16 protein-coding genes and 3 pseudogenes are annotated in these 23,037 nt (G+C 65.6%); 5 read left to right on the plus strand and 14 right to left on the minus strand.

Annotated elements, in window-relative coordinates; translation table 11 throughout:
• Together ACZ68L_RS44300 and ACZ68L_RS44305 are read right to left on the minus strand one after the other, a co-directional pair.
• Positions 1–149 (minus strand): annotated as a pseudogene (locus ACZ68L_RS44300) (SseB family protein); the annotation flags it as partial.
• Between the two features lie 1,123 nt (positions 150–1,272).
• Positions 1,273–1,467: pseudogene (locus tag ACZ68L_RS44305) on the minus strand (RHS repeat-associated core domain-containing protein); the annotation flags it as partial.
• Between the two features lie 101 nt (positions 1,468–1,568).
• Here ACZ68L_RS44305 and ACZ68L_RS44310 point away from each other — a divergent pair.
• On the plus strand, positions 1,569–2,717 hold the full coding sequence (locus ACZ68L_RS44310) for an RsbRD N-terminal domain-containing protein (RefSeq protein ID WP_469590003.1): 1,149 nt from the start codon (positions 1,569–1,571) through the stop codon (positions 2,715–2,717).
• A 72-nt stretch (positions 2,718–2,789) separates the two neighbouring features.
• Here the strand turns inward: ACZ68L_RS44310 and ACZ68L_RS44315 are convergent, their stop codons facing one another.
• Together ACZ68L_RS44315 and ACZ68L_RS44320 are read right to left on the minus strand one after the other, a co-directional pair.
• Positions 2,790–4,190: a carboxylesterase/lipase family protein gene (locus ACZ68L_RS44315; protein ID WP_469590006.1), complete on the minus strand. Its 1,401-nt coding sequence runs from the start codon at positions 4,188–4,190 to the stop codon at positions 2,790–2,792.
• A gap of 117 nt (positions 4,191–4,307) precedes the next feature.
• The gene (locus ACZ68L_RS44320; RefSeq protein WP_469590009.1) at positions 4,308–5,162 is read right to left on the minus strand and encodes an alpha/beta hydrolase family protein; all 855 of its coding nucleotides are present in this window, start codon (positions 5,160–5,162) and stop codon (positions 4,308–4,310) included.
• A 169-nt stretch (positions 5,163–5,331) separates the two neighbouring features.
• On the opposite strand from ACZ68L_RS44320, the gene ACZ68L_RS44325 reads away from it, so the two are divergent.
• Positions 5,332–6,246: an ABC transporter permease gene (locus ACZ68L_RS44325; protein ID WP_469590012.1), complete on the plus strand. Its 915-nt coding sequence runs from the start codon at positions 5,332–5,334 to the stop codon at positions 6,244–6,246.
• A gap of 780 nt (positions 6,247–7,026) precedes the next feature.
• Here ACZ68L_RS44325 and ACZ68L_RS44330 read toward each other — a convergent pair.
• The gene (locus ACZ68L_RS44330; RefSeq protein ID WP_469590014.1) at positions 7,027–8,172 is read right to left on the minus strand and encodes a damage-control phosphatase ARMT1 family protein; all 1,146 of its coding nucleotides are present in this window, start codon (positions 8,170–8,172) and stop codon (positions 7,027–7,029) included.
• A 307-nt stretch (positions 8,173–8,479) separates the two neighbouring features.
• Here ACZ68L_RS44330 and ACZ68L_RS44335 point away from each other — a divergent pair, with 307 nt between their 5' ends.
• Together ACZ68L_RS44335 and ACZ68L_RS44340 are read left to right on the plus strand one after the other, a co-directional pair.
• On the plus strand, positions 8,480–8,764 hold the full coding sequence (locus ACZ68L_RS44335; RefSeq protein WP_469590017.1) for a hypothetical protein: 285 nt from the start codon (positions 8,480–8,482) through the stop codon (positions 8,762–8,764).
• 123 nt (positions 8,765–8,887) lie between these two features.
• Positions 8,888–9,106, plus strand: coding sequence for a hypothetical protein (locus tag ACZ68L_RS44340; protein WP_469590020.1), 219 nt, complete (start codon positions 8,888–8,890; stop codon positions 9,104–9,106).
• Between the two features lie 492 nt (positions 9,107–9,598).
• Here ACZ68L_RS44340 and ACZ68L_RS44345 read toward each other — a convergent pair whose 3' ends face one another.
• The 6 genes and pseudogenes from ACZ68L_RS44345 to ACZ68L_RS44370 form a co-directional block, all read right to left on the minus strand.
• Entirely contained in the window at positions 9,599–9,949 is a 351-nt protein-coding gene (locus tag ACZ68L_RS44345; RefSeq protein ID WP_469590022.1) for a hypothetical protein, read from the minus strand.
• Positions 9,950–10,290: 341 nt separating this feature from the next.
• Positions 10,291–10,791: a hypothetical protein gene (locus ACZ68L_RS44350; protein ID WP_469590024.1), complete on the minus strand. Its 501-nt coding sequence runs from the start codon at positions 10,789–10,791 to the stop codon at positions 10,291–10,293.
• 335 nt (positions 10,792–11,126) lie between these two features.
• Positions 11,127–14,447: pseudogene (locus ACZ68L_RS44355) on the minus strand (DUF6531 domain-containing protein); the annotation flags it as partial.
• 544 nt (positions 14,448–14,991) lie between these two features.
• Positions 14,992–15,744, minus strand: a complete 753-nt coding sequence (locus tag ACZ68L_RS44360) for a hypothetical protein (RefSeq protein ID WP_469590027.1) — start codon at positions 15,742–15,744, stop codon at positions 14,992–14,994.
• 2 nt (positions 15,745–15,746) lie between these two features.
• Positions 15,747–16,130, minus strand: a complete 384-nt coding sequence (locus ACZ68L_RS44365) for a hypothetical protein (RefSeq protein ID WP_469590030.1) — start codon at positions 16,128–16,130, stop codon at positions 15,747–15,749.
• 536 nt (positions 16,131–16,666) lie between these two features.
• Positions 16,667–16,870 (minus strand): hypothetical protein, encoded by a 204-nt coding sequence (locus ACZ68L_RS44370; protein ID WP_469590033.1) that lies wholly within the window; start codon positions 16,868–16,870, stop codon positions 16,667–16,669.
• A 183-nt stretch (positions 16,871–17,053) separates the two neighbouring features.
• Here ACZ68L_RS44370 and ACZ68L_RS44375 point away from each other — a divergent pair, with 183 nt between their 5' ends.
• Positions 17,054–17,278 (plus strand): DUF397 domain-containing protein, encoded by a 225-nt coding sequence (locus ACZ68L_RS44375; RefSeq protein ID WP_469590035.1) that lies wholly within the window; start codon positions 17,054–17,056, stop codon positions 17,276–17,278.
• A 191-nt stretch (positions 17,279–17,469) separates the two neighbouring features.
• Here ACZ68L_RS44375 and ACZ68L_RS44380 read toward each other — a convergent pair whose 3' ends face one another.
• The 3 genes from ACZ68L_RS44380 to ACZ68L_RS44390 form a co-directional block, all read right to left on the minus strand.
• Positions 17,470–17,865, minus strand: a complete 396-nt coding sequence (locus ACZ68L_RS44380; protein WP_469590038.1) for an Imm7 family immunity protein — start codon at positions 17,863–17,865, stop codon at positions 17,470–17,472.
• A 4-nt stretch (positions 17,866–17,869) separates the two neighbouring features.
• Positions 17,870–22,522 (minus strand): putative T7SS-secreted protein, encoded by a 4,653-nt coding sequence (locus tag ACZ68L_RS44385; protein ID WP_469590041.1) that lies wholly within the window; start codon positions 22,520–22,522, stop codon positions 17,870–17,872.
• Positions 22,522–23,037, minus strand: a 516-nt coding sequence (locus ACZ68L_RS44390) for a hypothetical protein (RefSeq protein ID WP_469590044.1), incomplete at its 5' end; no start/stop codon positions are given. The genes ACZ68L_RS44390 and ACZ68L_RS44385, both read right to left, overlap by 1 nt.

Below are 23,037 nucleotides of genomic sequence, written 5' to 3' on the forward strand. Positions count from 1 at the left end.
GCCGACCACAAATCCCCGGCCCCATCCAGCGGCACCAACACCGCCGTACGCCGGAACTCCCCCAGCAACAACGCAAACTCACGCCGAGCCGCCGCTGCCGGATCACCGTCCGGCGTCGTGGTACGGGCCGGATCCGGTGCCTCACCCAGCGCGGAAGGCGCCTCGTCAGCTGGCCAGTCGGCCAAGTCGGCAATCTTTGAACGCCGGGCAGTCGGCGCTGCTATGTCATCCCCGTGATCGAACACGCGTCGAATGCTGTCACGGCACGCTTTCCCAGAGCAACGAACAAAAATGGCCAGCCAGCCATGGTCCGGACCCGGCCCAGCTCCACGCACGCACGGATGAGCCTGTAAACACCCCTCGGAAATACTCCGCTGAGCCCCTGGGCCCTCTTTCGCTCCGAAACCGGGCAGAGAGGGACGCGCCGGAGGCCGACAACGTCCCCACGCTCCTGACCAACCCCAGCAGCCTGATTCTGGAAGATCCGGACAGTCCGGACGCAGTCCTGAGGCACTTCGGCAGCGGCTTCATGCCAAGACTGAAGATGCCCTCTGAATTCTTCAGCAATGGCACCACCGGTCAGAACGGCGGAGCCGGAGCCTTCGTCGACGAGTACCTCCCCGTCCGCCCCGCCTACCGCCTCAACCAAGCGCACCGACGCCGACGGCCACGAACCCGATACGCCCACGACACGGCTCACTAACTGCCCAACCCGAAGCACATCAAGGGCACCGGGAACCGAGCAGCCCGCCATGGCCCGAGATACCGAAATCGTCTCGTGATCGCCCCAGTGACCAGAGCCATGCGGCTGGGCCAGAGCCTCAGAGCAAGCGTCATCCGAGCGTCAAGAATCTCCGAACGAGACCCTGAAATCGCCGCCGCCGCTGGTCGTTTCCGCCATGAAATCGCAGGTCGAGCCAACCTCCAGGGGTCGATCTGTCCGCTCGACCCGCTGCACAGCCGGAAACGGGTCGAGCGGCTCACCCACCCACAAAGCCGCAGGTCAAACACCCTTTCCTGCTGGCTCAAGAATCGCGACGCACTCCACATGGTGCGTCATCGGAAAGACGTCACGAGGATCGACATTCAGAGAACCTGCAGGTCAGATGCGGTGTGACCGCTCCCGATGAGCGGCCTGCATATGCCCGGAGCGTCAAACGAGCGTCACGGCCAAGACGGGTCGGCCCTGCTCGACGGGTGTCGACGGCAGTCCCGCACACTGCCGGAAACAAGGACGTCAGATGTGCGGAATCACCGGTCGATGCTCACCCCGGGCGCCAGCCACCGTCGACCGGATTCGGGGTCGTAGTGGCGGAAGCAGTCGTAGTGGAGTCCTGTTTCCGAGTCGAAGTACTGACCGGGGAAGCGCAACGGTGTGTACGTCGAGCTTGTCGCTGTCCAGACAGTAGTGCCCCACAGAGTGCTACGGGTGTGCCACGTGACGTCGCCTCTTTCGTCGACGAGTTGGCGGTCGGGAGCGGTTCGGGGACACGCCCGACGCACTGCCCGCGCCGCCGGACCCGGGGCTCCGATTGACGGCACGGCCGGAGCGGTGTGACGATGCGCCGATGTCGGACCTGCACGCCCGGATGGCCGCCCGAGTCGGTGGCCTCACGGCCGTCGTGGTCGCGCGCTGCGCGGCGGAGGCGCCGTTCTACGGGGCGCTGCCCCGCGCCACCCTCCAGGGCGAGGTGGCGCGGTCCATCGCGGCGGTGCACGTGCTGTTGCTCAGGGCACTGCGCGACGGCGGCGGGGGTCCGATGGGGCCGGGCGATCTGACCCGGCTCATCGAGTGGTCGGCGCGCCGGGCCGAGGAGCGCGTCCCCCTGGAGGCGGTGATCGCCGCGTACCTGATCGGCGCCGAGGTGTGGTGGCAGACGCTGACCGAGGTCGCGGAGCCCGGTGAGCTGGCCGGGGCGGGCGGCAAGCTGCTCGCCTGCCTGCACGCCGCGCTGCCCGCGGTCGTCCTCGCCCACCAGAACGCCCAGGAGGACCTCCACAGCGAGGACAAGCGCGTACGGCGGGCCCTGCTCGACGCCCTGCTGGCAGGACAGCCGTACGAGGAGCTGGCGGGCGTGGCGCGGGTGGCCGTGGTGGGTGAGTACGAGGTGGTTGCCTTCGCGTTCGAGTCCGACCCGCCGAGCAGATTGGTGCAGTCCTCGCTCGACGCCTTCACCGGGATTCCTGTGCTGATGGACCACGTCGCTCGGATCGCCTTGTTGCCGGGCAGGTCCGACGTGCCGGGCCTGGTGGCCCGGCTGGAGAAGGACGTGGGGCAGCCCGTGCGCGCCGCCGCCGCCCGCTCATCCGTAGCGGCGGCCATCTCCTCGGCGGCGCAGGAGGCCGGCCGCGTGCTGGATCTCGTCCGGCGCCTGGGACGCCCGCCCGGGTGCTACCGCCTCGACGACGTGCTGCTGGAGCACCAGCTCGCGCGCCCCGGGGACGGCCTGGTGCGGCTGGTGGCCAAACTCGACCCCTTGGATGAGCATCCGTACCTGCTTGAGACGCTGCGCGTGTTCGTGGAGCGGGGGCTCAACCGCCGCCAGACGGCGTTGGAGCTGTGCGTCCACCGCAACACCCTGGACTACCGGTTGCAGCGAGTGAGCGCGCTGACGGGCCTCGACCTCGCGGTTCCCGCGCAGGCGCGGCTGATCCAGGCGGCGCTCGTCGCCAGGGACCTGGCCGGGCCCGCGGATCACCGCGGGGTCACCGGATGACAGGGATCCGCGGGACCAGCGGAAAGCAGATGAACCACGGCCGGCATCGGCGGGCGCCCGGCCTGTCATCTGTCAGAGCCAGGCGCCGAGTTCCTCGTGCCGGGGTGCGAGGACCGGGCCGGCGCCGGGGTGGTCGAAGACCATGACGGGCCGGTCCGCGTTCCAGCCGGACCAGCCCGGCTGTCCGGTAGTGACGAAGGCGACCCAGGCCCGGTGCATGGCGTCGGCCAGTGGCTGGGGCGCGCCGGGCCCGGTCAGGTCCTCGGCGGCGCGCAGGTTGTCGAAGACGAAGCCGAGTTCCAGCGCATGGCACGCGCCAAGTCCCATCACGGGCGAGCGCCAGCAGAATTCGTAGACGAAGGTGCGGGCGGGCCGGGAGTCGGCGAGGCGGTTGAGCGGCCCCCTCAGCAGCAGGTCGGTGGCCATCTCTCCCAGGATCTCACCGGGTTTGGCGTGCGGCCGGGTGGCTCGGTACAGGCGTGCCACGCGTTGCGGGACACGGATCTTCAGCAGTGCCAGCCGCAGGGTGAGCCGGCTGATCCGGTCCACGGTTCCGCCGGGTACGAACCACAGCCGGTACTCCTCCCGGTTGCAGCCCAGCAGCAGGTCGGCCTCGGGAAGGGGCGGGGCGGCGGGCACCACGTCGCCGTCGACCACGATGTGGAAGCCGGGACCGCCGCCGATGGGGTCGGACCGGTCGACGACGGTGGCCTGCGCGTCCAGCAGCAGGTCTCGGTCCACCGCCGCGAACGCCTCGGCGGTGGCCGGGATCCGCAGTCTCTTCGCCATCGACCGTACGGTCTTCGCGCCCTCGCGGCGCGACACCGTGTGCGGCGGGCCGCTCTGCAGGATCGCCCGGTGGAACAGCCCGGCCGCGCCGGGGCTGATCATGAGGGCCGCGACGCTGATCGCGCCGGCGGACTCCCCGCACACGGTGACGTTCGCCGGATCTCCGCCGAAGGCGGAGATGTTGTCGCGGACCCAGATCAGGGCTGCGATCTGGTCGAGGAGGCCCCGGTTGACGGGGGCGTCGGGGAAGACCCCGAACCCCTCAACGCCGAGCCGGTAGTTGACGGAGACGAGGACCACCCCGTCGCGCGCGAAGGCGCCCCCGTCGTAGAGCGGCAGGTTCGCCGAGCCGTTGCGCAGGGAACCCCCGTGGATCCAGACCATGACGGGCAGCCGGCCCTCGCCGACGGATGGGGTCCAGACGTTGAGGTTGAGACAGTCGTCCCCGGCGATGCTCGGATCGGGTATCAGCCGGTCGAGGGGCGGGCGGTAGGGGCGTTTGGGGGCGGTCGGCCCGTACTCCAGAGCGTCTCGTACCCCTTCCCAGGACTCGACCGGGGCGGGAGCGCGGAAGCGGTGGGCGCCGAAGGGCGGGGCGGCGTAGGGGATGCCGAGGAAGGTGGCGATCCCGTTGTGGAAACGGCCTCGGACCTTGCCCTGCCCGGTGGTCGCGATGAGGTCCATGGCGGTCCTTCCATGTGCGAACGGGGGCCGGCCGCCCCTGGTCGGGGGAGCGTCAGGGGCGGGCGGCGTGGATCGGGACGGCCGCCGGTCACGGCGGAAGGGATCTCCGGGAGCGGGTCACCGGTTTGCGAGGCCGTTGCGGCGGACGTCGGACCAGGTGCCGCTGTCGGTGCAGATCCCGCAGCCGGCCCCGAAGAACTGTGCACGCGCCGTCTGGTCCCCCATCAGGTGTGCCTTGAACCAGGCGGTGGTGGGCGCGGCGAACGGGCCGGGGTCGCCCACGACCGTGAAGTGATCGGCGCCGCGCAGTTCCCCGTAGATGGCCGGTATGTGGTCGGCGTCGTTGTAGAAGGCCTTGACCAGGAAGGGGAAGACGATGCTGTCGTTCTGCCCGGCCAGGAGGAGCGCGGGTACGTGTACGTCGTCGATGTCGGCGAGCGGCCCGGGCTGGATGGGCAGGATGGTGTCGATGCGCGGGTCCGCGCCGACGACGATGGCGGCGGCGCCGCCCTGCGAGTGACCGGACGCGCCGATGTGCTCCAGGTCGACACGGTCGTGGAAGGGGCTGTCGTGGTCGGCGTTGCGACGGGTGAGCAGGTCGATCCCGGCGCGCATGGAGATGCCGAGGTTGGACTGCGGGGTGTTGGCGGCGGCGACGATGAAGCCCTGACTGGCCCAGTGGAGCAACAGGTCGCGGTAGACGACCGGGAAGGCGAAGGTGCCGTTTCCCCACACGATCACGGGGTGGCGGCGGTCGCTGGTCGCGATGTCACGCGGGTAGTACAGGGTGGTCACCACCCCGACCTCCACCGCGGTGGCGTAGGGGCCGGGAGCGCCGTAGTCGGCCGCGGCCGCCTCGGCACTGGCACCGGCGGGCGAACGGGTGGACGCCGCTGCCGCTCCCGCGCCGGCAGAAGCCGTCAGCAGGAGCAGGAGCGAGGTCAGGGGGACGAGCAGTTTTCTCCAGAGCACAGCGGACTCCCGATGTCGTCACGGTGAACTGGATGTTTCATCCGGCTCACGCCTTGTCTGATCGCACATCCTGAAGCACGGTTCGAGACCCGTCTCTGCGCAATCGCGGCAAGCAGCGACGTCGGAGTTTGTGCAACATGCCGAGAGGCCTGAGCGCGGTGAGGGTGCCATGCTCGGTTCCGCCGATACGGCAGAGAGCCCGCCGCCCGGTCCCGAGAGGAGAACGCCGGGAACGGAGAAAGCCCCGCGCACCGTCCTGCACGAGGGCCTGCGCGATGATCTGCCCCACTACCTCAACCGGGATCCGCTCCTCCAGATGTGGCCGGTGTTGCGCACCCTCGTCGGTCGCACCGTACGCGTCGTGTGGGAAGGCGCCTTCCCCCTGGAAAGGACCAGCACCAAGACCGGTGACACGGTGCGGGTGACCTACGAGAAGGAGACCGCGAACCTGCGGATCGTGGGCGAGTCCTTCGACACCTCGGGCAGTGAGCTGGAGATCCACGCGGACATGGCCAACTTCCCGTCGGCCGAGCCCAGTACCTTCCTCGTCGAGGTGAAGTCCGGCGTCTCCGGCGACGAGTACGCCGAGAGGGTCGCCGCGGTCGTACAGCCGCTGGGCGGCGACGCCACGCCCAACGCCCCCTCGGGGCAGGAGGGCGTCATCCTCATCATGTCCGCGATGGCGGTGCTGCTCACCCTGATGCTGGTCTCCGTGGCCGGCCTCGGCGTACTCAACTCCGTAGTCCTGGACACCCGGGAACGCATCCACGACCTGGGCGTCCGCAAGGCGATCGGCATGTCGCCGCGGCAGACCATGAGCCTCGTGCTCTCCTCGGCGACCGCGATCGGCGTAATCGGCGGGCTGATCGGCGTGCCGGCAGGGTACGCGCTGCACAGCCTCGTCATGCCGGTGATGGGGCGTGCCGTAGGCACCAGTCTGCCGTCGCCGGTCCTCGATGTGTACGAGCCTGTTCAGCTGCTCCTGCTGGGACTGGGCGGGGTCATGATCGCGGTGCTGGGCGCGCTGATCCCGGCCGGCTGGGCGGCCATGGCCCGTACGGCCACAGCGCTGCGCACCGAATAGCGTCCGGCGGAGCGCGAGCCGCTGGGGCCGATCCGCCAGGCCCGCGGGGTCGGACTGCCCGTACAGGCACAGGCGACGAGGCCCCCGGCCAGGCAGGTCCTCTTGAGAGGGACTCGGGAGGCCCGGACGGGGGCCGGCAGCGGGAAGCGGTGCGGGTGGCTGTGAACGACTTTTCTTGACTCAGAGGAATCGTCGAGGACGGAGTCCATGCCGCTCGCGGCACGATCGGTCGCTGAGCCCTGCCCCGCCGATCTCTTCCGCTGACACCATCTGCCCAGGGGAAAGACGGCATGGGCGGCAGACGACCATGCGGACCAGAGGGCTACTCGCCTGACGCTCCGTCGGGACCAGCGTCAGGACGGTTCCCATACGCCCCGCGGAGTAGGGACAACGCGCCCACCGTCTCGCACGACGTTCACGAAGCCGCAGGTCAATCCCTCTCCCTGGTCCCCCGACACGTTCCACGTCGTGCACACGCGGAAACAGGTCGGCGGCCATCCAGCAGCCTGAAGAACCAGAGGAAACAGCAGGTCAGACGCCCTTTGCTGCAAGCTCCAGAATCGCCACGCACTCCACGTGCGAGGTCATCGGAAAGACGTCACATCAAGCGGAAGCTGGCATAGTTGCAGGTCAGCGTAGGTTCAAAGCCGCTCTGAGCGGCCCTCTGGCCGCCTGGAGCGTCAAACGAGCGTCAGAACGAGCCGAGGGAGCGCTCCTGCCGGGCCGTACCAGCAAGGTCCCCCAGCAGCACCTCGGTCACCACTTCCGCGACCACGGCGGCTACCTACTCACCTGAATCAACGCGTGCGTGCCACTGGTACGCCACGCGGCACCGGAGCGCTCAAGGGCGTCCAAGGTCGCCTGGTCCAGGCCGACAATGACGTCGGACTTCAGTGTGCGCAAGGCCGCAACGGCTCCCGGGAAGTACGCGGTGCGAGCGGCGAAGGACACTGAGGCACCCCACAGCCGGTCCCCCACCAGGCGGCGGTAGTTGAGGTCGCCCTTCAGGATGGTGAGCGTGGCGCCCGCGAACTCCTCACGGAGGTCCTCCGGCATCTCCTCGTACGGCAAGGGGGCACAGAAGAACGGGTGAGTGCGGGCCTCCAGGCTTCCTGTCGCCATGGCCTTCCACAGCCGGCCGCCGATCCGGCCCGCTTCGCCGGGCGCCTCGGTGAGGCGCCGGAGGCAGTCGACCACGTCCGCCGTCATCGCGTCGGAGACGTAGTACGGGTAGGGCTTGACGTGGAGCGCGACCCGCTCGGCATGCCGGTGTTCGAGGAGGTGGTCGATGAGGATCAGGTCAGGGATCAGCTCGCGTCCCGCGTTGTCGGCCACCACGGCGACAGTCGAGGAGCATCCGGCAGGCAGGAGTTGCCACAGCAAGGCACTGTCGTCGGCGACCAGCGCGGAGCCGGCGGCCTCACCGGCCGCCGGCTCCCCCGCCGAGACGCGGAAGCCGAGATCCGCGCGGTTGCCCCAGAGCGAGGCATGGAGCAGGGCTGTGGCCCGCTCATCGGCTGGCACGTCCGCGAGCGCGTCCAGGGCCCGCAGTTCCTCCTCCACCGCCTCGCCGCACAGCTCGACCTGCTTGAACGGCGCGAAGGGATCGACTCCCTGCCACGGTCCGTTACCGAAGTACCCGACCGCGCCGAGGAGCCTGCGGTAGAAGTAGCCCTCTGCCCACAGGAAGGGCGCGTCGTACCAGGATCGCCCGAAGTGCTCCCGTCCCCAGTCCGCCCAGTGCTCGTGATCGTGATCCTCAGGGTCGAGCGGTTCGACGGCGCCGTTGGTGATCTCGTCCAGCAGGGCATCAAGGGCCTCGTGCTGCCTGCGACCGTACGGGAAGGCGGCTCGTACCTGCTGAATGAGGGCAGGGTGGCGGCTGGCCAGGACACCCCAGGCGAACGAGCCGGGCTTGTTGCTCATGATGACCGGCGGACTTGCCGCGACGGCCGAGCCGGAGTCGGGTCCGGTCCCTTCGCCCGCGGTGTGGGGGCCTCTGTCTCCCATAGCGTCCAGCCCTTCGCAAATCGCCAGCCGGAGCGTCAGGCTCCTGATTGCTGGTTTTCTCCAGGTCTCCCGCATCGGCTCGCTCGTCGGCAACGGGGGTATCGAGTCCCGGCAAGTCCGTGCCGGCTCCGCCCGTCGGGTTGATGATGTGGTCGGCCCAACGGTAGACGGGACCAAAACTGGCGGACGGCGCGTAGGTCATCGGGCAGCAAATCTCCTGCAAGTGACGTCGGTGACCTTCCCCGATCGTGGGGCATGGCTGGACAAAGGCGAAGAGGTCGCTGCCGTCGCCGAGGACATCACGATCCGCGGCCCGCCGTCGACGCGGATAGTCTGCATCCGCGCGTCGCGACAGTTCACCGCCAACCCCAATTGCAGCCCCTTGACCGCGTGGAGTTGCGGAACCGCCAGCTGCTGGAACTTGGCCATCGCCTTGTGGACGCAGACTCGGGCCGACCTGCCCAGCCCGTCGACGCCTTCCCAGCAGGTGTTGGTGATCGCGATCTGAGGCATGGCCTTCTTCCTCTCAGCACCGTTCTGTAGGCCGGCTGTTGACTCCGTCTACGAAGCCAACCGTGATCGCCACCGGAGATGCCGCGCATCACAGAGGCATTCTGAAACTGGGGGCGGCATGGCACCCGACCACGTCGCCCCGCCCAACGATCCTGGACGACGTCCTGGCTCGGCGCCGGAAGGTGCCACACCGACCACGGAGGACGTCGAACCGATATCCGCCCGCTGGGCGGTGCGGGCGGATATCGGCGAGGCGAACGCCATGCTGGACGACACCTCCGACCTCGGCAAAGATCTCGCGGTGGCGCCGCGCACGGCCTGGACCGCCGGGCCCTGATGGAGATCCCAGCGCTGCCCTGGCGGCTCGGTGAGACATACCGCGGGGCGTGGTGAGTTCCTTGCACCACACGGGCATCCCCTTCCCCCACCAGGAGGCGGGCCCGTGGCCTACCAGGGGTGATTACGAGGCTTGCTCAGCCAGAATCCATGCGGCTCTTCACCCTCGGACGGCTTCAACCACGGGCGGAGCTAACCCGCCTCCTCCGGCACCGACTCGTGCACGAAGCGTGCAACCGACGCTGGGCCCGAAGCCGCGTCCCACGCATCGCCGGAAGCGTCGTCCCTCGCGCACTCGCAGGCGTGCAGGCCCGGCCTGCAGGAGGAGCCAGACGTGGTGGGAGCCGACCGCACAAGATCAGGAATCACTGTCCGGCTTCCTCATGGCGGAGTCGGGATACGTCATGTTGGCTTTCTCCGGCTGGATTCGGTGATGCAGAGTGGAGCAGGCGAATCAGGTGGGTGGGCGCGATCAGCGGATTTCACGAGCGACTCACGAGAAGAGGGATGTTTCGGTGATAGACACTTCTGGAAATACCTGCAATCTGAGCTCTCCTGAGGTGTCTCTAGTTTCGAATTCCACGACAAGTTGAGTCTCGCCGTCTCCCTCCTGGACGCGGAGTAGAATCGCTCCTTCTCTGAACAGATTCAACATGACCTTGCCGGATGGCGTGCACCAGCGCACAGTTACCGACTGTCCGACCGCGTCGTACGACAATGTCAAATCTTCACCAGTGACATCGACGAGATTTACGGTCCTCTGAGTCTCACCAGTGATCTCTGACTCGACCCCCAGTGCGTTGACGATCTCCTGTGGGTCGGGTGTGACGAATTCAGATGGCAAGGAATTATCTCCTGGACTTCGCGTGCGATTAACTGCTCGAACTGCAAGCGACCGGCGGATCTCTCAGCTGCGGCTTGAGAAGTCAACAGCCGCGGCCTCCACGGGGCACTGGGCACTGGGCACTGGGCACAAGGAGGGTGCCTCGCTCCAGGAAGACCTGAAACGGGACATGGCGGGCGGCTTCGCCGACGGCGCGTTCCTTTTGCGGCAGATCACGCCCAGCACCGTTCCGTTTTGCCCGTCCGGGAAGAACTGACCTATGGTTCGGCTCGCGCCTGTTCGGAGATCGCCGCAGCGAAGGGCCGCCACTAAACGAGGCTAATCATGCCGACCAATCTTCTTCATTCCGAACGGGTGGCACTCCACAGGCTGACGCTCCACAGATCTCCCTGACCCACCGAACAGTCGCGTTCTTCATGGTCGTTATTAACAATTATCGAGACATTTGTGACATCTGCGCGATATTCGATGAAATCACCCTGATCTTTTACTGTCAGACTCGGACGCTCCTGCACCCGGGACAGCGCATCCTGCAATTCACGCCAGGCAGTGTACTGCGGAAAATAGGTTCCCATGCCCCGCTGCCACTCTTCCGCCATCTCGAAATTTGAAGCAAGCCTGTGCAGCTGGATCGAAACGGCGGAAATCACCCACTCCGGGCCCGACTTGAAAGAAAACTCGAAGAACCCGTAATCACGGCGCATCGACAGGCCGGACTTGCTGACATCGTCGATGAAGTCACACCTGATCGATTGGTTGACCTCGTCAAGAGTCGAGCCAAGTCCCAGGCTGTACAGTTTTCCCGACCTGATGAGGGAGGTGAGAAATTCAATTGCGTTCACGGCCAATTCTCCAGCTTGTCGATGAGTGCCTGCATTTCAGAGGAGCGATTTTCCGTGTTTCCCCAATTATGATCGTCCATATGCTCCTTGGCCGACTTGGTCTTGGAGAGTAGATCGGCGCGAAGTTTGGGGTCTTCGTTAATCGCATCCACAGCTTGCCGGACGCTTTTGTCCGACGCCCATCCGGTCTTGAGCCTGATAGGTTCGCCAACTATGGTGCCCTTGTCGTCCACGTACACGCGGACCTCGTGTTCCGGCCCCTTCTTCTGCGAGATGTGAATGTGAGCACCTTTGGTCGCCCAGTCGGAATCTACAGATGAGACCCGAGGTTTACAGGGTTTCAACCCTAGAGGATCGGACCACGTATGAGGATTTTCCACGTAGGTCACTTGATTGGGGGCCGGTGTAAGACCGAGCGGGTCGGCACTGACGTATCGGGCTGTTTCAGGGTCATAGTAGCGATGGAAATTATAATGGAGGCCGGTTTCCGGATCGAAGTACTGACCGGGGAAGCGAAGCGGTGTGTAGGCGATGCTGGTGGCGGACCAGGTGGTGGTGCCCCACAAGGTGCTGCGGGTATACCAGGCCAGACTGCCCGACTCGTCGATGAGTTCGGTCGGGGTGCCGATGAGATCGGTGACTACGGCGAAGAATCGCTCGTCGACGGTGTCCTGCGGGGTGCTGGCCGAGAGGATACGTTCCGTCTGAGTGAGGGGGCGGAGCCCGTCGTGGTCCCAAGTGAGGGCAACCGGGTTGGCCAGAGCTTCGGCGGTGGTTATCTGTTCGCACAGAGTGGTTCCGTCCCAGGTAAATGAGACTTCCTCTGTCACTGCGTCGCTTTGGACTTGCAGGCGTTGCTTGGCTATGCGGCGGCCGAGAGGGTCGTAGAGATAGCGCCAGCGTGCCCCGTCGGGAGTGGTGACCGACGTGAGTCGGTCCTCGGAGTCCCAGGTGTAGCGCCAGGTTCCCGGTGCCCGGGAGAGGCGGGTCTTCTGACGGAGGACGATGCGGCCCTGGGCGTCGTGCTCGTAGCGGACGCGGCCGGCGCGGGTGAGCCGTGTGCCTGTGTAGGTGCGTTCGCCCGTGGCCTCGTGACCGGGGTGACCTGCCGGCCACGCTGCGTGTGTCTGGTTGCCCGCCTGGTCATAAGCGTAGGTCTCGGTCCAGTGCGTGCCGTCGACCGCGGTCACCCGGCCGACGGCGTCCAGCTCGAAGTGGCGGGATCCGGAAACGCTGTCGTGGATTCCGATGAGGTTGCCGTCTGCGCGGTAGGTGTAGGCGCGGTGTTTCAGGCTCTGCCTCCGGGCCCATACCTGCTCGCTGGTGAGACGGCCCGCCGTGTCGAATTCGTGGGTGAGGCTGATCGACTGCCCGATGTGCCGGGCGCTCTCCTGTCCGGCGGCGTTCCGTGTGAACGCGACGGTTCGGCCGGAACTGCTGAGGCTGCTGCATCGCCCGGCGACATCGTAGTCCGAGGTGCTTGTCACGCCGGATGGGGTTGTTCGGGAGATCCGTCGCCCCAACGTGTCGTAGCCGTAGGTCAGTGTGCGTCCGTTTACGGTCTCGGACCTGAGCCTCCCCTGCCGGTCGTGCAGGCGAGTGAGGGTCGCGTCAGGGCCGACGGCACAGGCTAGTTGGTCGAAGATGTCGTATTCAAAGGTGGTGACCTCGCCGTCCGCATGCTTGCGCAGCAGCTGTCCGATTTCGTTGCGCTCGTAACGGATGCTCTGGCCGAGCCCATTGGTGCGAGTGGTCAGGCGTCCGGCCTCGTCGTGACCATATGCGAGTGTGCGGCCGTCGAAGTCGGTCTCCGCTGTGAGACGACCGTTGGGATCGTAGGTGTAACTCCATTTCAGGCCGTGCGGGTTGCCTACCTCAGTCAGCCGCAGATTGGTGTCGTGGGTGAACTCGTAGCGAGCCCCGTCCGGGCCCGTACGGGCTGCCAGGAGGTCGAAGTCGGTGTACTCGAAACGGCTGACCGTACCCATGGCATTGGTATGGGACAGGCAATTGCCTTCGCCGTCATGCGTCCAGGATTCCTCGCTGCCGTCCGGCTCGGTACGCCGAGCCAGCCGGCCTTCAACTGTCCATTGGTATCGGCTGGTTGCGTCGAGGGCATCGGTGACAGCAACTGGTCGTCCGAAGGCGTCGCGTTCGTAGCGAGTCGTCGCGCCCAGTGGGTCGGTGATCTGGGTGGGCAGACCGGCTCTGTCGTACCGTGCCTCGGAGCGATGCCCGAGGGCATCCGTCACAGATATGACGTTCCCGGCCTCGTCGTACGAATAGGTCGTTGTCGCGCCGGAGGCGTCAGTTACCGACGTACGGTTGCCTCGCTCGTCGTAGGTCTGTCGAGTGACCATCCCGTCCGCGCCCCTGACGCGCACCGGTAGGCCGAGGGCGTTGTAGTCGGCGGTCAGTTCCCGCCCGTCCGGGCGGACTACCGAGGTAAGGCAACCGTGCTCGTCGTACGTGGAGCTGCTGAGGTGTCCGAGCGGGTCCGTGACGGACAGCAGCCGGTGGAAGCGGTCGTACTCGAAGCGGGTGACGGCCCCCAGCGCGTCGATTTCAGCTACCACTTGGGAGCGGTCGTTGATCACAAACCGCTTGGTGTGGCCGAGGCCGTCAGTTATGGACGTCATGCGCAGACCGGTGTTGGGGTCGGTGTCATCCCAGGTGAAGTGGGCTTCGAGGTGTCCGTTGGTTCCGGTCTGGTACAGGCAGCGGTCGTGTTCGTCGTAGACGTACTCGTACCGGCTGCCGTTGGTGTCCGTCCATGACGTGATGCGGCCCAGCTCGTCGCAGCCGAAGTGCAAGGGCTTGCCTGAGAAGTTGATGACCTCGGTGAGGTGGCCGTCGGTGTAGCCGTAGCGGAGGATTTCCTGGTCGGTGCCGTCCGGTGCGGCGCCTGCCAGGTGCAGGGCGGTGACCCTGCCGTCGTTCGTGGTGAGCTTCAGGTGGTAGCCGCCGTGGTGCACGATCGATGTCGGGGCACCGGTCTCGTCGTACTCGAAGGTGATCCAGCGGCCGTTGCGGTCGTCGATCTGGGCCAGGAGCGCCAGCTCCCCGTTGGGGTCGTCGACGAAGTGCCGGACCCTGCCGGTTTCCGGGTCGGTGACGGTGTAGCCGTCGTCCACCCGGTCAAGCGGCCAGCGCCGGCCGTGCGTCGGCATGACGGGAGCGCCGGGAGCGGGGTGAGGATAGGCCAGCAGGCTGCCCTCGTCGCAGCTGAACACCACGCCTTCCGCGTCGATCTCCAGGCGTTGGTCGACCGTGCTCGACCAGCTCGATCCGAACCAGCGGCCGGCTCGGTACGAGGAGTCGAAGACTCGCTCGAAAACAAGGGGCAGCGATCCCGGAAGCGTGATGTCCGTCTGCGGGAGCAGCATGCGCCCGGTCGCGACGTCGACGGGGTCTCCGGCGCACTTGACTTCGCTGCACTTCTTGGCACTGGAGTCGGGGTTCTTTTCGTGTCCGTGCCGGTTCTTGCCCTTGGGGCGTTCGAGGAGGTCCTTCATCCCGGCCCGCAGGCCGCCCTTGATCAGACCGCCGCCCTTGGTCCCGACCAACTCGGGAACGAGGCGGCCGATGAATTCGGAGGGGTCGCCCTTGGCCGCGTCCCAGGCGTTCTTCAACGTGCGGTCGGGGTTGGCGGCACTAAGGGCACCGGAAACCGAGCAGCCCGCTGCCATGGCCCGAGATACCGAAATCGTCTCGTGATCGCCCCAGTGACCAGAGCCATGCGGCTGGACCAGAGCCACAGAGCAAGCGTCATCCGAGCGTCAAGAATCTCCGAACGAGACCCTGACATCGCCGCCGCCGTAGTCGTTTCCGCCATGAAACCGCAGGTCAAGCCACCTCCAGGAGGCGATCTGCCCGCTCGACCCGTTCCACGGAGGGCAACAGATCAAGCAACCCACCCGAGCTATAAACCCGCAGGTCAGGCGCCCTTGTCAGCAGGCTCCAGAATCGCCACACACTCCACGTGATGCGTCATCGGAAAGACGTCGCAGGCAGTGAGGCCAGGAGAAATTGCAGGCCTGAACCGGTTTCTCGGCTCGGCAGGCGACATCTCAGGCGTCCGGAGCGTCAAATGAGCGTCACGGTCAAGACGGGCCTGATTTGCCGGAGCGTGCCAGCAGCCACTGTCACACGAAACGCTGCCTACAGTGCCGGGTCCGCCTCGGCTTCTTCGGCTGACCGTCACCAGTTCCTGTAGTCCTCCACCAAGTTGGCGATGAGCGCGAGCATCGCGTCGGCTCGGTGCCGGTCCTCGCGCTGGGTCTGCAGGGCCTGGTGGACCGTTCGGAGCCGGGCCAGCGCGGCCGGTTCGCCGTCCATCACGTCGTCGATCAACGGCTCAGTGATCAGGTCCAGGCACTCCGTGAGTAGTCGGCGGGTGGCGGGGAACGGCGGGTTGGGGTCGGGGGTGGAGAACACCTGGGTCAGGTAGCGCGCAGGGTCCGTGAGACTCCAGCCGACGACGGTGCCGTGCTGGACGACGAGGGCCACGTCGGGGGCGATGCCGACGCGGGCCTCCAGCAGCTCGTCGAGGACGTCGAGGTCGCGCAGACTGGTCAGCACGGCGTCCCCGCGAGCACGGCACAGCACTTCGCACATCTCCAGCCGGAAGTCCCGTACCTCGTCCGCGCGGAGTCCGCCCGAGCTTACTGCGGGCAGGACGGGAATGCGGGCGGAGTCTTTGGCGGAAGCGGACTCCCCCGGCAGCTGGAATTCGGCACCGGCCAGCTTCCGGCTTTCCCGGTCGAAGCGGAGGACATCGGGCGTGTCCCACAGCCATTCCTGGCTGCCGAAGGTGGCCAGGAGAAACCGCTCATGTTCCTTCACGTCCTTGTATTGCGCGATGTACACAGAGTTGCCCGAAAAACGAGGTGTGATGGGCAGCGGTTCGCCCGTCACCGTTGCGTGCCAGCCGTTGTCGAAGGTCAGCCTCATGGTCAGTGTTGCCTCACTTGATCCGCGCGGGGCATGAATCCGTCCTTGCTGGGGATTCGTCCCCTCGCAATGTCCTCATGTGTGACTGGCGCACCGGGATCCGTGGTCTTACCGCCCAGCGCCGTCGCGCCGGACTCGCCCTTGATGCCCGAAGGTCCGTACGCCGTGATGACGTTACCCGCTCCACCTTTTTGGCCCCGGACGACCACGATGTCCTCGCCTTGGCGGAAGATCAGGTTTCCGCTGCCGGCCGAGGAGCGGTACACCGCGTCCGGGCTCTTGAGGATCTCCACGACCCGCTCGTCGCTGAACGCGTGCCTGATGTCCGCGTGATAGTCGCCGTCCTTCCGCATCCGACCACCCCGCGCCCGCTCGATGTTCGTCACGGCGGTAAAGGAAAGCCGCATCGGCGCCCGAGCCGCCACACCACAAGCCCCCGTCAATACCTGAACCGGCGAACCCCAAGCCCCGCAACCACTCGCCTTCCCGGCCCGGTTACGGGGCTCGTCCGTACGTATACGGGGTGGCCGCCACGTGGACGCGCCATGCATGCCGACGTCTTGCCCCGTCGGCCTTCCTCGCCCCGCCCTGGAAGCAGAGGCCCGCACTCGGTCGAAGATCGCATTTGCGGGACACGCCTTACCCCCTACCAGCTGGCAAATGGACTCTGCGCCACCAGATCAGGGAGCGCCTTCTGCACAGCAATCCTGAAGTCTCGCGCCAATCCCGTAAGAAGTTCGAGAACTTCACTGTGGGACGCAGTCTCCATTTCCGGATCCGACCTCCACTTAGTGTCTGATACGCATCGGATTTCTATCAGGTCACCGAATGGGACGAAGCTCAGTCGGCGCTCAACCCCCTGTCCGTATAGATCGATTTCAGCCTGCGATCCTCGCTGCACGCTCACAATTGCCGCCGTCAACTATTCAATCACAGAAGACGGGTCATAAGAGATATCTACCGGCCAATCATCCTGCCCGAATCCACTGATCAAAAAATGACAGTTGATCTCGGACAAGATTTCACAAACGTCCATGACCAATGATTCATAGTCGTCTGCAATTTCGCGATCGGGAGTTGGATTCAATCCCCCTGCTGGGGGAATGACAGACATGCGAAGCTTCATTCAACTTCCTTCACGATGGGGAATGCCGACCTATATGATCCATCGCGCATTGGCACCGAGCAGACGTGAGCTGGCTCCACGATCTTTCCGTCTGGCTTGACGACTTGCCGGACGGCCTACGATTGAGCGATGCGATATCGCATCAGGAATCACTGGCCTTTGTACGGGCAGCAGCGGAGGAACATGGTCAGCGGTAAGCGCACTGTCTTGGACTCGTCCACGTTCACCGGGTGGTTCAAGTCCAGCTACAGCGGTGGCGGCCAGGGCGACTGTCTTGAGGTGGCCGGTGGCTACCTCGATGTCCCCGTCCGCGACAGCAAGAACCCGAGCGGCCCCGCGCTCGTCTTCTCGGCCAGTGGCTGGTCGATGTCCGTCACGGCGGTCAAGGGCCGCCGCATCAGCGCCTGAGCCGCCGCGCCCCGGGCCCCCCGCCAACACCCTGAACCGGCGCACCCCAAGCCCCGCAACCACTCGCCTTCCCGGCCCGGTTACGGGGCTCGTCCGCACGCCCCTGCACGATGGCCGTTCGCGTGAGGCCGCCCTCGACCATATCGGCGAGCGCGGGCTGCTCAACCCGACCTTGGTGAACCTGTGCAAGCTCAATCTTCGATGGTTGGTCGGACGGGGGAAAGAAAGGGATCCAAGCGCACATTGATCTCACCCCTGGCCATGACGCGAACGCGGAACGCTCCTTGCCCTGGCGGCACGTCCATGTCGGACGATCGCTCATACAGAAGCCCCCATGAACCAGGGAAACGAGCCGCAATGTAGCTCAGAAGATTATCCAGGTCCGCGGCTTCATCACGGCGCCGGTTCATCAGACCATTGGCGAGGACGAAAAACTCTCCATTATGGACTTTCAATTCCACTTCACCAGTCGCCCAATCGATTCCGGCGATCCGCGTCCGCAGCTCGGCGATCCCGGAATCGAGACTACCGGCGTCAGACTCTTCGGCAGATTCGGCGACCCCAAACCACCCATGAAACTCATACATCACTTCACTCCAATGGCTTCATGTCGATCACGGGTTCGATTCCATATCGTCGACCATATTCATTAATCTTCTCTATCACACCCGGCCCGGTTGGACCTTCGAAGTGAAAATAAGGAGTTCTCCCAGACTGTATCGCATATTCAAATGTGGCTTTCACTTGATTTCTAAACGCACTCCCCATCTGCATTCCGGCAGGCTTTGATTGAGCTACATACTTGTCGCTGACCGCATCTATTTCCCTTCCTTTGGGGTCATTTTCAAACTTGACTCTGGACTCACCGCCGAGACGCTCAGCCAGGGCATCAGCGGCGGGGTCGGGTTTGTGAACCTTGACGAGTTGACCAAGTCCGCCATTGTTCTCGCACGGCGCCAACCCAAGGGGGTCGCTCCAAATATGAGGGTTATGGACATAAGTAGCAGGGTTGGGCGCAGGGGTGAGCCCCAGAGGATCTTGGGTGAGGAAGCGACCCGTCTCGTGATCATAGTGGCGGTGAAGGTTGTAATGCAGACCGGTCTCGGGGTCAAAATACTGGCCAGGGAATCGAAGCGGCGTGTACGCCGTGCTCGTTGTGGCCCAGGTTGTCGTGCCCCACAGTGTGGTGCGCGTGCGCCAGGCGAGCTCGCCTGACTCGTCGATGAGTTCACTGGGGGTGCCGATCAGGTCGGTAACGATGGAGAAGAATCGTTCATCGACGGCCTCTTGCGGCGCCTCTGCTGAAAGTATCCTTTCCACCTGTGCCAGTGGGCGCGTACCGTCGTGGTCCCACGTGAGCGTGACAGGGTTGGGCAGGTGCCCCCCGGTGGTCAGTTGCTCGCAGAGCTGTGCATCGTCCCAGGTGAAAGTGATTTGCTCCAAGACGGTACTGCCGTCGTCGGCGAGGCGCTGTTTGGCTGTGCGACGACCCATCGGATCGTATTGGTAGCGCCAGACTGTTCCGTCCGGCGTGACCACCGAGACGAGCCGGTCCTCAGCGTCCCAGGTGAATCGCCACGTGTCGGGTTCACGGGAAAGCCGTCGCTTCTGGCGGAGTACGATCCTCCCCTGTTTATCGTGCTCATAGCGGACGTTCCCCGCCGTACTGATTCGCGTGCCCGCGTAGGTGCGGGCCCCTACCGCTTCCTGGCCCGCGTGCGCTGCTGGCCACATCGCTTCGGTCTGGTTGCCTGCGGCGTCGTACGCGTATCGCTCGGTCCAGTTCGAGGCTTGCACGGCCGTGACCCGGCCCAAAGGGTCCAGGTCGAAGGTTCGGCTGCCGCGAAGCTGGTCGTCGACGCCAGTGAGGTTGCCATCGGCGCGATACGAGTAGGCGCGGTGCTGAAGAGTGGTGTTGGCCGCTGCTGTGACGTGCTGGCTGGTAAGACGCCCCATAGTGTCAAACTCGTGTCTCAGCAGTACTGTTGGGCCGATGCGCCGGGTCAGTTCCTGACCCGCTGCGTCCCGTTCGAAGGTGAGTGTGCGCCCGGCCGTCGTCAGTTCATCGCGTCGGCCCGCTGCATCGTAGGTCCAGGAGCTGACGGCTCCGCCCGGGGTTTTCCTGCTGATGCGGCGTCCGAGGCCGTCATGCTCGAAGGAGAGGCGCCGACCATTCACGTTCTCGTACTTCAGGCGCCCGCAACGGTCGCGCATCCGAGTCAGAGTGATGCCCTGTCCTGACGCACCGGCCAGCTCGTCGAAGATGTCGTACTCGTAGTAGGTGGGCACTCCATCCGCGTCTTTACGCAGCAGTTGGCCGAGTTCATTGCGTTCGAACCGGATGGTCTGACCGGCACCGTTGGTGCGGGAAGCCAGGCGGCCCGCGGCGTCGTAGGTGTAGGTGAGCACCCGGCCGTCGAAGTCGCTCTCCGTGGTGAGGCGACCGGCTGGATCGTATCTGTAGTTCCAGCTCAACCCTTGTGGGTCTGTAACTTCGCTGAGCCGGAGCAGCGGATCGTGGCTGAACTCGTACCGTGCCCGATCTGGACCGATCCGTGCCACGAGCAGGTCGAAGTCTGTGTACTCGAAGCTGGAGACGCCTCCCAGGGCGTCGGTGTGAGTAAGGCAGTTGCCTTCGCCGTCGTACGTCCAGAACTGTTCGCTGCCGTCGGCATCTGTGCGGCGGGCGAGTTCTCCCTCCGTGGTCCAGGCGAACCGAGTGACAGCTCCCAGGGCGTCGGTTATCGAGGCCGGACGGCCGTAGGCGTCGCGCTCGTAGCGCGTCATTGCGCCCAGCGGGTCGGTGATCTCGGCGGGCAGGCCAGCCGCGTCGCACCGCACCACGGAGCAGTGTCCGAGTGCATCCGTCATTGCCGTAAGGTGTCCGGCCTCGTCGTATGTGTAGGTCGTCGTCGCGCCGGAGGCATCGGTGACCGATGTGCGGTTGCCGTGCTCCTCGTAGGTCTGTCGGGTGACCAGGCCGTCCGCGCCCCTGACCCGCACCGGTAGGCCGAGGGTGTTGTATTCCGCGGTCAGTTCCCGTCCGTCCGGGCGGATCACCGACGTGAGGTGGCCGTGCTCGTCGTAGGTGGAGCGGGTGACATGTCCGAGTGGGTCGGTGACGGACAACAGGCGGTGGTAGCGGTCGTACTCGAAGCGGGTGACGGCCCCCAGCGCGTCGATTTCAGCTACCACTTGGGAGCGGTCGTTGATCACGTATCGCTTGGTGTGGCCGAGGCCGTCGGTCATGGACGTCATGCGCAGGCCGGTGTCGGGGTCTGTGTCGTCCCAGGTGAAGTGGGCTTCGAGGTGTCCGTTGGTTCCGGTCTGGTACAGGCAGCGGTCGTGTTCGTCGTAGACGTACTCGTACCGGCTGCCGTTGGTGTCCGTCCACGACGTGATGCGGCCCAGCTCGTCGCAGCCGAAGCGCAGAGGTTTACCGGACGAGTTGGTGACCTCGGTGAGATGGCCGTGGGTGTAGCCGTAGCGGAGGATTTCCTGGTCGCTGCCGTCCGGTGCGGCGCCTGCCAGGTGGAGGGCGGTGATCCTGCCTTCGTTCGTGGTGAGCTTCAGGTGGTAGCCGCCGTGGTGCACGATCGATGTCGGAGCACCGGTCTCGTCGTACTCGAAGGTGATCCAGCGGCCGTTGCGGTCGTCGATCTGAGCCAGGAGTGCCAGCTCGCCGTTGGGGTCGTCGACGAAGTGTCGGACCCTGCCGGTTTCCGGATCGGTGACGGTGTAGCCGTCGTCCACCCGGTCCAGCGGCCAGCGCCGACCATGCGTCGGCATGACAGGAACGCCGGGCGCGGGATGCGGATAGGCGAGCAGACTGCCCTCCTCGCAGCTGAACACCACACCTTCCGTGTCGATCTCAAGGCGCTGGTCGACCGTGCTCGACCAGCCGGATCCGAACCAGCGGCCAGCTCGGTAGGAGGAGTCGAAGACTCGCTCGAAGACAAGGGGCAGCGATCCCGGAAGCGTGATGTCCGTCTGCGGGAGCAGCATGCGCCCGGTCGCGACGTCGACGGGGTCTCCGGCGCACTTGACTTCGCTGCACTTCTTGGCACTGGAGTCGGGGTTCTTTTCGTGGCCGTGCCGGTTCTTGCCCTTGGGGCGTTCGAGGAGGTCCTTCATCCCGGCCCGAAGGCCGCCCTTGATCAGCCCGCCGCCTTTGGTACCGACCAACTCGGGAACGAGTCGGCCGATGAATTCGGAGGGGTCGCCCTTGGCCGCGTCCCAGGCATTCTTCAACGTGCGGTCGGGGTTGGCGGCACTGGAGACCAGGCCGGCCAGTGTCATGTTGACGCCCTTGTAGTACTCGGCCGGGTGCGTCAGGTTGTACGGGTCGGTCGGGTCGACCGAGCGGACGAAGTTCACCAGCCCCGCGGTGCCCTTGATGACACCGCCACCGAAGTGGGCGAGCTCGATGCCCTGGCCGACTCCGTAGTCGAGGAACTCCTGTTTCGCCCGTTCCAGGCCCGTGGGTTCCTTCGGGGCGTGGGCCATCGCCGCGGTGATCGCGCCCTTGGCCGCTTCGGCAGCCTCATCGCGTGCCTGCCGGGCACGTTGCAGGACCTCCTGCGCATGATGTCGTTTGGCCACGCTCGGATCGGAGAACGTTCCCGGATGCGGGAGCGGATGGTCGGTGTTGCGGACCGCGTTGTACGCCGCCGCCTTCTCCTTGAACGCGGCAGCAGCGGTTTCGTAGTCCTGCTTGCCCTCCTTGTAGAGAGCGATCGCCTCTCCGGCCTTGGCCTGCGCGCTCGTGACCGTCCCGGCATACGTCTCCAGCGCCTTGGCCGCGTCCTCGAACGCATCCGCCGCACGTAACCAGTCGGTCGGCAGCGTCTGGAACTTCTCCCGGAAGGCATCGGCGGCCACACCCTTCCAATGGCCCGAGTCGAGCTTCTTCATCCCGCCGCCGACGAGATCGAACGCCCTTTGGAAATCCCGGAGGTTCTTCACCGCCGCACTGATCTTCTCCGGCCTGCCGTGAATCAGCTCGTTCGCTTCCTCACTCTGCCCGAGCTGCTGCTCCCCGACCTCCGCACCCAGCGAGGACGCGGTCTCATCACCCCAGTCCTCGACCGCGTCCGCCCACCCATCGGCACCGACCCTCTCCAGACCGGAGCCGACGAAATCGGTGCCCTTGTCGATCCCCTCGCCGACGATCTCCTTGCCCTTGTCGACCAGCTTGCCCGCACCGTCGTAAAGATCCGAGCCGACCTTCCCCCAGTCCACCATCAGCGGGCCTCCCCCCACCGCGGCTGCTCAGCCTGATCGATCGCCTCCTGGGAAGGGTCGAGCTGCTCCTTCAGCCGCTCATCCGCCGCTGCCCGCACCGCCGGGTCCACCAGCCCCGAGCGCTCCATCGAGTCCAGCGCCGCGTCCTCCACGTCGTAGGCGGTGTCCTTCCAGTTCTGCTTCACCTCTTCACCCGCCTTCAGCATCGACTCCCCGCTGAAGTCCGGGTCGTCATAGGCGGACTGCTTGCTGATCGTGTCCCAGCTCATGGCCTTGACCTCGTCCTCGGACAGGTGCGGATTCCCGTTCAGGGAATTCACGCCGATCTTGAACGAGTCCTTGATGTACTGCTCCTGTTCCGCGAAGGCTCCTGCCGACATACCGACTCCCAGGGCGAAGCCGTTCCCCTTCTGCGTCAGCGCCCGCACACCCCACTCCCAGCGATTGCAGAACATCTCGAACTCCGACGTCAGCCCGCCATGCCCCAACTCCAACCCCGACAACGCGAGATCCGA

Source organism: Streptomyces sp. NPDC104309 (genome assembly GCF_055584025.1).